Origin of the sequence: Mesorhizobium sp. M7A.F.Ca.CA.002.05.1.1 (genome assembly GCF_003998335.1) — a bacterium.
GTDB lineage: Bacteria > Pseudomonadota > Alphaproteobacteria > Rhizobiales > Rhizobiaceae > Mesorhizobium.
Genome location: NZ_RZQI01000072.1, coordinates 1 through 12,300 on the forward strand (window position 1 = coordinate 1; position 12,300 = coordinate 12,300).

General features: G+C 59.0%; 9 protein-coding genes and 2 pseudogenes. 4 read left to right on the forward strand and 7 right to left on the reverse strand.

Annotated features, from left to right (window positions below; genetic code table 11):
* Positions 1 to 132 (forward strand): annotated as a pseudogene (locus EN939_RS06130) (IS481 family transposase); the annotation flags it as partial.
* Between the two features lie 161 nt (positions 133 to 293).
* Here EN939_RS06130 and EN939_RS06135 read toward each other — a convergent pair.
* A complete protein-coding gene (locus EN939_RS06135; RefSeq protein WP_199489650.1) occupies positions 294 to 566 on the reverse strand; it encodes a hypothetical protein in 273 nt (90 codons plus the stop codon).
* 1,173 nt (positions 567 to 1,739) lie between these two features.
* Here EN939_RS06135 and EN939_RS06140 point away from each other — a divergent pair.
* Positions 1,740 to 2,273 carry a peroxiredoxin gene (locus EN939_RS06140; protein ID WP_063169380.1) on the forward strand — a complete coding sequence of 178 codons (534 nt, stop codon included), beginning with the start codon at positions 1,740 to 1,742 and terminating at the stop codon, positions 2,271 to 2,273.
* A gap of 68 nt (positions 2,274 to 2,341) precedes the next feature.
* Positions 2,342 to 3,775 (forward strand): RNA polymerase factor sigma-54, encoded by a 1,434-nt coding sequence (gene rpoN / locus EN939_RS06145; RefSeq protein WP_063169381.1) that lies wholly within the window; start codon positions 2,342 to 2,344, stop codon positions 3,773 to 3,775.
* Here the strand turns inward: rpoN and EN939_RS06150 are convergent.
* From EN939_RS06150 to EN939_RS06170, 6 genes and pseudogenes are all read right to left on the reverse strand, one after another.
* Positions 3,772 to 4,398 (reverse strand): nitrogen fixation protein NifQ, encoded by a 627-nt coding sequence (locus tag EN939_RS06150; protein WP_063169382.1) that lies wholly within the window; start codon positions 4,396 to 4,398, stop codon positions 3,772 to 3,774. The two genes, rpoN and EN939_RS06150, sit on opposite strands and share 4 nt — an antisense overlap.
* The gene (locus tag EN939_RS06155; protein WP_063169383.1) at positions 4,385 to 5,437 is read right to left on the reverse strand and encodes an LLM class flavin-dependent oxidoreductase; all 1,053 of its coding nucleotides are present in this window, start codon (positions 5,435 to 5,437) and stop codon (positions 4,385 to 4,387) included. Before EN939_RS06155 ends, EN939_RS06150 begins: the two co-directional genes overlap by 14 nt.
* A gap of 138 nt (positions 5,438 to 5,575) precedes the next feature.
* On the reverse strand, positions 5,576 to 7,177 hold the full coding sequence (locus tag EN939_RS06160; protein ID WP_063169384.1) for an SDR family oxidoreductase: 1,602 nt from the start codon (positions 7,175 to 7,177) through the stop codon (positions 5,576 to 5,578).
* Positions 7,178 to 7,325: 148 nt separating this feature from the next.
* Entirely contained in the window at positions 7,326 to 7,913 is a 588-nt protein-coding gene (locus EN939_RS06165; RefSeq protein ID WP_050580531.1) for a nuclear transport factor 2 family protein, read from the reverse strand.
* A gap of 138 nt (positions 7,914 to 8,051) precedes the next feature.
* Positions 8,052 to 8,213, reverse strand: a pseudogene (locus EN939_RS38920) (ferredoxin); the annotation flags it as partial.
* Positions 8,204 to 9,382, reverse strand: a complete 1,179-nt coding sequence (locus tag EN939_RS06170) for a cytochrome P450 (protein WP_063169385.1) — start codon at positions 9,380 to 9,382, stop codon at positions 8,204 to 8,206. The gene EN939_RS06170 and the pseudogene EN939_RS38920, both read right to left, overlap by 10 nt.
* A 1,487-nt stretch (positions 9,383 to 10,869) precedes the next feature.
* On the opposite strand from EN939_RS06170, the gene EN939_RS06175 reads away from it, so the two are divergent.
* Entirely contained in the window at positions 10,870 to 12,102 is a 1,233-nt protein-coding gene (locus EN939_RS06175; protein ID WP_063169386.1) for an MFS transporter, read from the forward strand.
* Positions 12,103 to 12,300: the final 198 nt, after the last annotated feature.

Here is a 12,300-nt window from a genome sequence, read left to right on the forward strand (position 1 = left end):
CATCGTGCCGCCGAACTGCCTGTCTGGCTGCACAGATACAATTGGCATCGTCCACATGGCAGCCTAAAGTCAAAAACGCCTATCAGTCGCCTCGCCCTGATCGAGGACAACCTGTTGAAGCTCCACAACTAGGTCGTCCAGCATCACAGTGAACCGCGTACGTAGTATTTTGTCGTAGGCGGCATTCTGGATAGCCGGATACGGGCTCTTCACCCGCTGCACCACCGATTGCGGGATGATGTCGCGAGAAACATTCACGGATTTCGTGAAAAAAGTGTACCCGCCGAAGAGCCCTACTCGCGGGGGCGGTGCAGCACCACCTCGGTGTCACTGCTCGTGTTCATGCGATGGACTAGGCCGGCCAGCTGTTGACGCAGCTCGCGGTAGTTGTAAGTCTCACCCGTGTAGACGAGCACCAAGTCAGGTCGGCCATCCCCCTGGAGCATCCTCGGCTGGCGGCCGCCCTGGATATCGATGATTGCCAGGCGGTGGTGTCCCAGCGCCGCAGGCCCGCCGATCCAAGTCCCCTCGTCGTCCGGACCGTGGTTCGCTATGGTGGCCGTCATATCGGCAAGCTCCCTTCGCGCATCGGGACCTCCGAGGTCTCGATTGAAGTCGATCCATTCACAGATGCCGCACAGGTTATGTCGCCGCATTTGGGCGAAGCAGATATAAGGCCAGTGGGAAACCATCGAGGCAAAGTGACGGATCTAGCCCAGCTACGATCCGCATCCGACATTGTCGGACATCGGACAGCACCGCGATTCGCTGCATAGGAAGCCTGGAGTCGCGATTTCCCCTGGGGGAATCAGCGCATGAAAGGAGAGCTGGGTCGTGTCTGCCGAAATGAGAAATTGCTCCCCCTTATTGCATCACCGAGGAATGTTACCCAGCGCGATAGACGGACATGCCCTATCTCCCCCCGTTGCAGCTGAGGGAGATAGGGGCCAGCTCTTCATTCAACCCTCATGGAGGATGATCAGCCCAGCCATTTCCATGCGCCGGCCTTCACAAGCCGTGCACCATTCAGGTTCTTTTCCTTGAAGCGCGACGATCCTTGTCAGACGTCGCAACACTTGCTGCCGAGAGCACGAGCTCTTCCTCGAGCATGCCTTGATCTGCGCCTCGAACGGCTCGCACATGCTGGGTTTCAACGACTTCGCAGAGGTTGATATTCTGCAGTGACTTCGTCTCGCTGCTGCACGGCATTGACGCTGGGAGCCATGCTCGCGTGGCGCAATTGTGCTGAAGCCGGTGCCCACGGCAACGTTTCTTAACCCGCCCCAGATCCTGGCGTTTGGCTATTTCCGACATTCGTGTCCGGCTTCGGACAAAGGCCGGGTTTGCCGAACGGAGTCGCACCCAATTTCCAGTGCTGCTTGAGCAATAATATCGACCGGCATTACTGCACAACACGAAAGTTGCTGCAAAAACCGAAGTGAACCCAAGGCATCGGGTCAATTGGCATGGCGCTTGCGACTCGGTCGATAGAACGCAGTCAAAATCACGGTTGCAGACCATGCCTACCTCTCAAAGCTCGATAAAGCACGCGAGCAAAATTCCCCGTCTCCGCGGAAGCTCGTCGCCGTTAAACGTGCCTGCTCGGGGGCGGTCTTGCACAAGACCGGTCCGAGGCAACCACGCCAAGGCGCGAGGCTGCCGGAACTGTCGACCGAAGTCGATGCCGCTTCAGTTTAACCGAAAAATGCACCGTACCACTTTGGCCTGGAAGCAAATCAATGACCTATAGAAAGAACGTTCCTCTCGTGACCTTTCGCACGCGTGTTCGCGATGAGTCGATCGGGGGGCCAAATCCTTATCAGTGGGAGAACAAGACCTCCGACGATTATTTCGGGGGCAAGCGCATCATCCTGTTCTCGCTGCCTGGCGCCTTCACCCCGACCTGCTCGACCTTCCAACTGCCCGATTTCGAAAAACTCTATGATCAATTTCTGGAACTGCGAATTGACGCGATCTACTGCGTCTCGGTCAACGATGCTTTCGTCATGAATGCGTGGGGAAAGTCCTTGGGGCTGCAGAAGATCGAGCTGATCCCAGACGGGTCGGGCGAGTTCACGCGCAAAATGGGCATGCTGGTCGCGAAGGACAATCTGGGCTTTGGCATGCGCTCCTGGCGATACGCCGCTCTGATCGACGATGGCGTGGTGGAGCAGTGGTTCGAGGAGGAAGGCTTCTGTGACAACTGCGAGACGGACCCCTATGGCGTTTCATCCCCGCAAAACGTTCTCGACAAATTGAAGGCGGCGGCATGACCCAGAAGTGGAAAGTCTCACACAACCCAAGCACACACTAGAGCCTCCTCGGCAGATCACGGTTCAACATGCATCTCTCAGCAAGCCTGCTTCAACGCCAGAAGCAACGTATGGTCTTATCGCCTCAAGCCATTGAAGCTATTCGCTTGCTGCGATTGACGCATACTGAACTCCATCAGCTCGTGCAGCAGGCACTCGAGAAGAACCCCGTTTTGAAGCCTGACCCGTTTGACGACGATTCGCCGCTGCCAGGGGTGGATCAGCGGAGCAGTCAAAGCAGAAGCGAAATCGGCGAATCGCCCATTGGCGGGCCGTCTGGCGGGCGCGGGCAATGGAAGTCGCAACGCAGTAGCGGCAACGATCGACCTGCCGTCGAGGAGTTTACCGCCCACACCGAAACATTGCACGACCATGTCGCCCGCCAGGTCGCCCTCAACCCGTTCACCCCCCAGGAGCGGCTGATTGCCGGACAGCTCGCCGCTCATCTGGAGGACACTGGCTATCTTCAGGTAAACCTTTTCGATCTGGCCAGGACGTTAAACGTTCGGCAAGCTGATGTGGAACGGGTCATCGGAATCTTGCAGCAATTTGATCCGCCGGGCATTTTTGCGCGAACTCTCAGCGAATGCCTGGAGATTCAGCTGCGCCAGCAAGACCGGTTCGACCCGGCTATGGCAGCTTTGGTCGCCAATCTCGAGATGCTTGCACGGGGGGATTTTCAGGGATTGAAGCAGCGTTGCGGAGTCGACGAGGAGGATCTCCTCGACATGAGGAACGAAATCCGCGCGCTCGATCCCAAGCCTGGAGACCGGTTCCAGTCCGGGACGCCGGAAACCATCGTACCGGACGTCTGGGTAATGCCCAAGTCCGAAGGTGGATGGCGGGTGGAGCTTGATCCGGCCACGCTGCCCAAAGTGTTGATCAACCACACCTATGTCGCCGAAATCTCGCAGCTGACCAAGCAAAATCCGGAAGGCAAAGCGTTTCTCGACAATTGCCAGGAAAAAGGGAACTGGCTGATCAGCAGTCTCAAGCAGCGCGCTAAGACGATCCTTAAGGTTGCGACCGAAATCGTGCGCCAGCAGGATGCCTTTTTTACACACGGCGCCGCCCATCTGCGGCCTCTCTGTCTCAAAAATGTCGCTGACGAGATCGGCATGCACGAGTCGACGGTAAGCCGGGTGACTTCGAACAGGTACATGTTGACTCCGCGCGGGGTGTTCGAGCTGAAGTATTTTTTCGCTGCGCCAATCGCATCCTGCGAGGGCGGCGATGCGCACTCCGCCAAAGCTGTCTGCCATCGGATCAAGGCAATCATAGCCGAAGAATCGCTCGACAAGGTACATTCCGACGAAGACATCGTTGCTCAACTCAAGGAGACCGGCATCGATGTCGCTCGCCGTACCGTCACCAAATATCGCGAGGCGATGAACATCCCTTCCTCCATACGACGGCGCCGCGATAAGCGTTTGTCCGCAGCTGCGATCAAGCGAAGTGACTAACCGACATTCGTGGTCGGCGAGAGGCGACTCTCAACTTCCTCCGGGCCGAAGCAGCTTTCGAAGTCATGGCATTCCCCGCAACTGGGTGCTGTGCATGACGAAAAGCCTTCGGCCTCACACAGCTTGCGGTAAAAGTACTTTTTCCATTTCATGTTTTCTGTGTTGCCTGCCGCCAGCGCGGGAAAATGTCTGGCAAGCAGGCGGCTGAGCTCAGCGCGATTTGAGAGGCCAAGATCCCGCCAAAGATGGTCCATGCGCATCGCACGCCGGGCGATGATCTTGGCCAAGCGGGCGCTCGCCGGGTCGGCCGGCGCAGCATGCGCTAGCAGCAGCCGGCGTAGCAGTTCCTCTTCCAGTTCCGGCTCGGGCTCGCTCAACTCCTCCAAAGCGAATACGCTGCTGGAGGTAGACGGGAAAGTTGCGGCCAAGACATCACGCAATTCGACAGACGAAAGGCCTGTCCCCTCCGTCGCCAACACCTCGCCCGCCTGGACCTCCTCAAGCGAACGTGAATGTACGCAGGGCAGCACATGCTGATCGAAGCTCCTCCCTAGCTCGGACCCACGCCATTGCGCGCTGGATAGGCAGCCATCATCGTAACGGCCGGCTTCAGCTTCCGGCATGACAAAGCGCCTTGTTGACCGCAGGGATGATCTTGTCGCCCCAGAGCTCGATCTGGCGCAGCATCGTCTTTTGGTCGAAGTCGCCCAATTGAGTCTGAACTGCGATCTGGTCCGGTTTCAAGATATCGATCTCTTCCAGCAGGCGATCAATCACGCGATTTACGCTGCCAATCGGCAAATTTTTGCGCATGGTCTCGAAGGACAGATCCTGCTGGGTCGGTGTCTCCTGCAGCAGGTAGCCATCGTGGCTCTGTTGGCGACGCTGATGCAGGGCTTCAGAAAGCCGGCGCTGGAAGCGGGCATTGTCGAGATAGCTGTTGATCTCCAACTCGTCGTGGCTGGCATAGCAGCAGCGCAGCAGCGATATCTTGACGTCGGTGACGTTCTTTTCCTCGGATGCCGCCGCCCTCTCGACTGATTCACGCAGTGTGGTCAAAGTCTCTAAGCCGTCGTGGAAGGCTGTGACAAAAAAATTGTGCCCCTCGCGGTAGGCCCGAGCCATCCGTGCGGCTCCGCCAGCGATCCAGATAGGCGGCGTCGGCTGCTGGACTGTGCGGACCGAAATCGCTGTTGGGGGGATCTTCTCATACTGGCCGTCGTGTTCGAAGACGTTTTGGTTGAGGCCCTTGAGAATGATGTCCAGGTATTCCGAAAAGACGGCCGGCGCCTCATCGATGTCCACGCCGAACCGTTCGAACTCGAACTGCTGGTATCCCAAGCCTACGCCGAGCTCGAGACGGCCGTTCGCAACGATGTCGGCGAAGCCGATCTCGGACAGCAGGCGCTGCGGTTGGTAAAGCGGCAGCACGCAGACGGCAGTGCCCAGGCGAATCGTGCTTGTCAAGCCGCCGCAGTGCGCCACCATCATCAGCGGGGATGGTATGAGGCTGTAATTGTTGAAGTGGTGCTCAGCAAACCACGCGGTGTTGAACCCAGCCTGCTCCGAAGCGACGGCCTGTTCGATGGAGTTGCGGATGACGCTTTCTGAGGATTGGTGATAGCCACGCTGGGCGGCCAGAATGAAAGTGGCAAATTCCATGATTTCTCCTCGTTATAGACACGTCAGCCGACCGGGAATGTGCTCGGCATGCGCATGCTTGGATCTCAAGCACCTCAGGTGCGTCGTGGAGCCGAGGCTTCATAATGCTCGGCCGGTCGCCCTGCGAAGGCCTGGCAATTAACCTGCGGCCTCCGCAAAACATTCGTCATAGAGCTCGCTGGCGTTTCCCGCATCACCGAACGAGGTCCAGCCGCCGTCCACGTAGAGGATCGAGCCGTTGATGTATGAGGCGTCAGACGAAGCAAGGAAGAACGATGCATCTGCGACGTCTTCTGGCCGTCCCATCCTGCCCATGGGGATGCGTCGTCCGATTGCTGTCAGGTCGATGCGGCCGGCTTTGGCCAACTGAGCAAGTGCGGGCGTGCGGATGTGGCCAGGAGCGACGGTGGCTGTCCGAATTCCGACCGGCCCGAGTTCGGCCGCCATGCAACGGGTCAGCATATCCATCCCCGCCTTGGAGGCGCCGTAGGCATGGCGCGGCGCGAACGGCAGAAAGCTGTCGATCGACCCGAGATTGAGGATCACGCCGCCCGGGCGCATAGCCTTGATCGCTTCGCGCGCGCAGGTGAAGGCGCCGGTAAGGTTGACATCCAGGACGTGTTCGAGCTGTTTCGACAGTTGCTCGATCGCAGGCACAATCCTGTCGGCGGTATCAGCACTATTGACCAGAACATCGATATACCCGAAGCGTCCCCTCAGTTCTTCGAACATCGACACCACATCGCTCTCGACGGCCACGTCCAGCGATTTCGCCAGATGCTTGCCGGGGAGCGATGTAGCCAGCTCTGCCGCTGCAGTGCCATCTTTATCAGCAATCACGACGGTGTCGCCGTTCGCGGCAAAGCGGCGAGCGACGGCCGCGCCAATGCTTTTTGCGCCACCGGTGACGAGCACGATTCGCGCATCTGTGCATTCGGCCGGACAGGAGAGCTCGGCTTGGAGCGCACCATCCACCGGCGGGTGAGCATCCCCCGGCTGGTTGAATGACATCCAGCCTCCGTCGACTGCCAGCACCGAGCCGGTGATGTAGCGCGCCTGCGTGCTGCTCAGAAAACGCACGACCCTGGCGATCTCGTCGGGGCGAGCCAAGCGCCCCATCGGCACGCGGCGGCGTATCGCCGCGAGGTCCATTTTGCCAGCGCGTGCCAGTTCTGTGACCATTGGGGTGCGGACGGAGCCCGGCGCCACCGCCGTGACGCGGATTCCTCGCATAGCCCACTCGCATGCAAGGGACTTTGTCAACGAGATCACGCCAGCTTTCGAGGCTGCGTAGGCGTTGCGCCTGGGATTGCCGACCACGCCCGCCATCGAAGCCACATTGACGATCGCACCGCCCGGCTTCATGCGCCGCGCCGCTTCCCGGGCCATAACGAATGGCCCAATAAGGTTCACTGTCACGCCGCGTCGGAAGGTATCGACAGCGGTGTCGATGATCCTATCCATCGTGGGTCCAACCGCCGCATTGTTGATGAGGACATCGATTTGCGCGAACCGTGCTTCGACCTGGCCGAAAAGTGAGAGCATGTCCTTCTCTCGCGACACATCGCACTCCAGACCGACGTGCGGCGACCCGAGATCCCGAGCCAGTTCAACCACACCACTGCCCGGAAGGTCCACCGCAACTACAGTGTCTCCGTCCGCGGCAAGGATATCGACCAGGGCACGGCCGATCCCGCCCGCAGCGCCTGTGATGATTACGGTGCGTGCTGCCAGTTTCACGAGAGCTTCTCCACGATGACCGCTTGTGATCTCAGCCCATCAACCTTGGGCGGAATGAAGGGCCGAGCCAAATCGTTGCAGTGACCGCCAGTCGCGGCCCCACACAGATGTCGTTCCCGTAGGGCGCTCATCCTCCATTCCTACCCACTTATGCAGCTCCCAGTTGGGGACCCTCGACGCCATCTTGGTCGGTGGGGATGTGACCCTTGAGCAACTGGTAGATGGGATCGTCTGGATGTGGTGCTCCAATCGGCTGTCGCCGGCCGAACCTATCTGCCTCAAGAATCGCTGGCGGGATTTGCTCCTCAACCCAATCGTAGACGACTGTCCGTTCCGCAATTCGCCACTCGTCCTGCCTCTTCTGAAACAGATCGCAGTAACGGCCGCAAAGCAGCGTCTGACGTATTTCTTGGTCTGTATCCGGTCCGCGTTGCAGCGCGGTGAAATAGCTCTCGACCGCGGCCTCTGCTGAACTGATGAAGTCGATCAGGCTGTTCGTGATTTGATGGATGTTACGGTGCCCCGGCAGACCGAGAGCAAATTGGATGAAGTCCTCTGCCGGTCCGCAATAGGGACCGTGCCTGTCATACGCTTCGGGCCAGTATGCGCTACGCAGCGCCGCCTCATCGGCGCGGTCTATCCCGCGGCAGTACCGATACAGGCAGTTGCGGATCGCCTCTCGGTCACGCAGTTCGGTAATTTTCGCGTGGTCGACAGGGTCTGTCGCGAATTGTATGATTGTTTTGTCCTTCCCGATGCCAGTCTGCACTTTGCGTGTGTCTCTCTCTACAACTGAGTTAGCGGGGGGCTCGTCAACTTCCAGAGCTTGTTCGGGGCAGGCTCGTACCCCTTTTGAGGCAAGCAGTTGCTCCCCATCGGCAACATCAATATCACCGGGCAAGATGTAGCCGGCGTCATCAAGCTTGAAGACTCTCGGCGCCCGCGCCCAGCAGCGCGCATGACCCTGGCATCTGGCTTTATGTACGACGACACGCATAGCGAACTCCAATGTCGTTGGCTGAAACTTCAGGACCATTCCAGGATCAGATTCTCGATCCCGAACACATGGCCGCCGAAGGTGATAGGTTCAGTCCCTGTCTTGATCCGAAAGGCTGGGATGCGCGCCAGCCACTCCTCCAGGCCAATGACAATCTCCCGCCGGGCAAGGTGTGAGCCAAGACAACGATGGGGACCATAGCCAAAGGCAGCGTGCCGGTTGTCCTCGCGCGCCAGATCGATCTCATTCGGGCATTCGAATTCCGCCGGGTCACGATTGGCAATCATCGTGGCACAGGAAACATAATCTCCCTTGCGGATCGGCGCGCCTTTGAAGTCGACATCCTTCGTTGCCACTCGGATCATCTGAATGGTCGAATAGGCGCGCAGCAATTCTTCCGCAGCGACGGCAATCCGGTCAGGTTCGCTTCGTAGCAATTCCTGATCTTTGGGGTTGCGCGCGAGATGGGCCAAGTCGAAGCATATGGCTGCTGAGACCGTGTCGAGTCCCGCGACGAACACAAGCACGCCGATGCCACGGACTTCTTCGTCACTGAGCAGACGACCCTCGACCTTTGCCTTCACGATGAAGGTCATGAAATCATCGACCGGCTCCTTGCGGCGCTCGGTGGCAAGTTCGTCGATGAAGGCCACGATCGTCCGGGCTGCGGGTGGTCGTTGCTCCTTATCGCCGTGGAGCAGATCTCTAGCCCAGCCGACAAATGTTTCTAGTCCGTTGTCCGAAAGCCCAATAAAGCGAAGGAAGATATTGACCGCGAACGGAACTGCAAAATCCTTCATGATGTCGCAGCTCGTGCCTGATGCGGCGATCCTGTCGATCAGCTTGATCGCTCGTTCCCGGACAGCCGGCTCCAATGCCATTACCCGCTTTGGCGAAAGCAGCGGATTGAGCAGTGAGCGAAAAACACCGTGGAATGGCGGATCGAGCTCAAGCGGGATCATCGGCCAGCTCTCGCCGAGCACAGAGGCGAAGATGCTGCGATGGCTGGAAAACGTTTCGGTGTCCTGCAGCACCCGGCGCTGGTCGCTCGCGCGAGTGATGACCCAGGTACCCCGACCGTCGCGCGTGTTGCTGGTTGAATAAAAGATCGGAGGCCCGGCATGAACGCAAGCAACCGCTGCATGCGGATCCCCGTTAGCCGTCGGCAACATGCCGGGCGACGTAAACAGGTTGAAGTCCCTCACCATTTCGGGCGGGACATGATCTGGAACCGGCCGCGATTTAACCGCGCCAGAATCGAGAGACCGTTCATGAGATGCTGTCGGCATTTGCATGCAATCGTCGGTGCAAGCTCCGTGCCGAATTCGTCTTTCGATAATCCTTGCCGTTTGCTGGGCAACAGGTGGCGCCTGCGCTGACTTGCTGGTCGGGATTGCAACATTCTTGTCCAGCGTCGGACACAGAATGTAGAATGCTAGACAGCGACTTGGAGCAACTCAACTGGTGGGATCGCTAGCCGATCATGTGCCCGGGGAGCATCCAGTTCGAAAGCTTGCGCTAAGCGGCTTGGTGACTTGGCCGAGGTCACCAGGTGGAAACGACCAACACTTGGGGTGAGCCTAGTGGCGCTCCCCTCGATGATGTCTGGCGGGGTGGTTAGCCGCCTCCGTAGGACAAGATCAGTCTACACGAATGGACTATAGCCTCTCCTCGCATGCCTCATTGGCCGTCCTTCAGAGCCGGCCACACGAGCTTTTGTCTTTCAGCAGGGCGTTTTTCTCGCCAGCTACAGAGCCACACCGACGCCATTAATGAGCGTCCAGTCGACGGGTTGGATGGCCCTGTCCATCTTGCCCAGCACCTTGGCTTAGCATTTGCCGGTGCGGCGGAAGCCTTCAAGACGCAGTTCTTGACCTTCTCCAGATCAGCCTCGGATGGATATCGGCAAGGGTTCAGCTCGTCCTTTTGAACTTGCGCATCTTCGTGTTGGCCAACCCCAGGCCGCCCGACATATTTGCGGTCTATCCGGCACCTCAACTTCGAACAACCTTGCGGCAAGCTCTTGGGATAGCCCACGCTCGTGCCTCCACCACCCGCTCAGCAGAGCCAGATTTGTCGTTGATGGCACGGAACTTGCGGAGTCATTCGCAGATGCGTCACGGACCGAGAGTGTCGTCCCATGAATTCGATCACCAAAAAGGCCGCCCGACGTTGCTGGGACCGCCTGCAATTACCTTATCCCAGAATTGGGAGCAACGGCTTCAAAAGGGATAACTCATCACCTCAATTTTGTCGATCGCGCGGCCATCGAACCGCAGCCATCGATCAGACTTCCGCCTCGTTGCACTCATTGCGACCGCCTTGGTGCTTGCGACAACCGCTCAATTCTGGCTGCCAGGATAACCACATATGGCGACGGAACTTCCTGCTTCAAAGCAATATAGAGATCGTCGATCATCCCCCCATCAAGGCCTCGATCGAGGACACCGCGTTCGGCTTGCTTGGTTCGCAGTGAACAGACCGCACTTCGACGAATGCGATCGATGCGACCGCGCCGAGAACTCTCCCGCATTGTCGACGGTTGGGTCCGTCGGCCCTCCGATGAGGCCTCGGATGCGTCGGGCTCCGAGGCCTCGACTGATGCCGACTGGCCGCCGCCGGAAGGTCTCGCGGCTTTGATCCCCGGCGATGTAGCCACCCCTGCTGCAACAGCTCCTAGCCGGAGAACTCATTCATGACCGAATCGGCGACAGATTTAGTGGACGCGGCTTTGTTCGACCGAGATCGGCTTGACCCAGAAAGTCCCTATCAACGTTCTGGCCCTGCATGGGGTGCCATCATTTCGCTTTCCTTCGGCACCTTCGGGCTTGTGACGGCAGAGTTTCTGCCCGCCAGCGTTCTGACACCGCTCGCGCATGATCTCCGTATCACCACGGGCACGGCTGGACAGGCGCTAACAGCGGCCGCAATCGTCGCGGCGATCTCGGCACCGATAATCGCCATCGTGACAAAGCGTCTGGACCGCAGGGTCGTCATCTGGGCGATGACGCTCCTGCTGATCCTGTCGAACGTTCTGGCGGAGGTTGCGGGGTCGCTGCCGGTTTTGCTGGCGGCACGCGTCGTCCTTGGCATATCGCTTGGTGGTTTTTGGTCAATTTCGGCAGCGTTGGCGATGCGGCTGGTTCCAAGTCACCTCATGCCGCGCGCCATGTCGGTCATCCTCACCGGCGTTTCTGTCGCCTCCGTCTGCGCGGCTCCAATCGGCGCTTATGTCGGTGACATTTGGGGATGGCGAGCCTCGTTCAAGGTCGCCGCAATCGTGAGTGCCGTTGCGCTGCTCGTGCAACTCGTAACCATTCCGCCACTGCCTCCGATCGAAGTGCGCAGATTCCGCAGTCCGCTGGATGTCGCGAAGAATCCGGCGATGAAGGTTGCGGTGCTAGTCGTGCTATTGGTCGCTTCCGGCCATTTTGCCAGCTTCGCCTACATCCGCGCCTTTCTCGAGAGCGTTCCTGCGCTCGACAAGAAGTCAATCCCGCTCGTGTTCCTTGCTTTTGGCACGGCCGGCGTCTTCGGCAATTTAGCCGGCGCATTCCTCACCAAACACAGTCTCAAGGCGGTCGCGGCCCTGCCGCCCCTGCTCATTGCCGTAGCCGCTGTCTCGCTCCTGACCATGAGAGCATCGGCCTTGACCTCGGCAATTGCAGTTGCCGTATGGGGCTTTGCTTTTGGCGCGGTCCCGGTCGGATTGCAGACATGGATGGTGCTACGCGCCGCTCCGAAACAGGCCGAGAGCGCTGGTGTACTGATGGTCATAACCTTCCAAGTGGCCATCGCAGCCGGCACAACTTGCGGTGGCCTATTGGTGGATCACACGGGTATTGCCAGTGTCTTTGTCTACAGCGCGGTTGCCACGTTCCTCGCTGTCTTGACAGTATTTTTGCTCGGCCCGAACCGCAAAACCTGACCGCCTGGTGGGGAGTGACGGTCGGCGGCGTTCACGCTATTGTCACCTCTGAGCTCGGCCCAAAGGCCGCGGCTTCGTCGTAACCATGCGGTCGATGGGGCAGCGCCAAATTGCTTCCTGCTCATCGCGTTGCGATAATACAGCGCGCTTATTGCGTCATCGTGTCCCCGGTCTCGGCTTCAATGCCCGGCTACTGGC

Bases quoted from the DNA above. Each gene is read 5' to 3' on its own strand.
- EN939_RS06170 (WP_063169385.1), bottom strand. From the start codon at position 9,382: ATGGTGAGGGACTTCAACCTGTTTACGTCGCCCGGCATGTTGCCGACG.
- EN939_RS06175 (WP_063169386.1), top strand. From the start codon at position 10,870: ATGACCGAATCGGCGACAGATTTAGTGGACGCGGCTTTGTTCGACCGA.
- EN939_RS06155 (WP_063169383.1), bottom strand. From the start codon at position 5,437: ATGGAATTTGCCACTTTCATTCTGGCCGCCCAGCGTGGCTATCACCAA.
- EN939_RS06135 (WP_199489650.1), bottom strand. From the start codon at position 566: ATGACGGCCACCATAGCGAACCACGGTCCGGACGACGAGGGGACTTGG.
- rpoN (WP_063169381.1), top strand. From the start codon at position 2,342: ATGCATCTCTCAGCAAGCCTGCTTCAACGCCAGAAGCAACGTATGGTC.
- EN939_RS06140 (WP_063169380.1), top strand. From the start codon at position 1,740: ATGACCTATAGAAAGAACGTTCCTCTCGTGACCTTTCGCACGCGTGTT.
- EN939_RS06150 (WP_063169382.1), bottom strand. From the start codon at position 4,398: ATGCCGGAAGCTGAAGCCGGCCGTTACGATGATGGCTGCCTATCCAGC.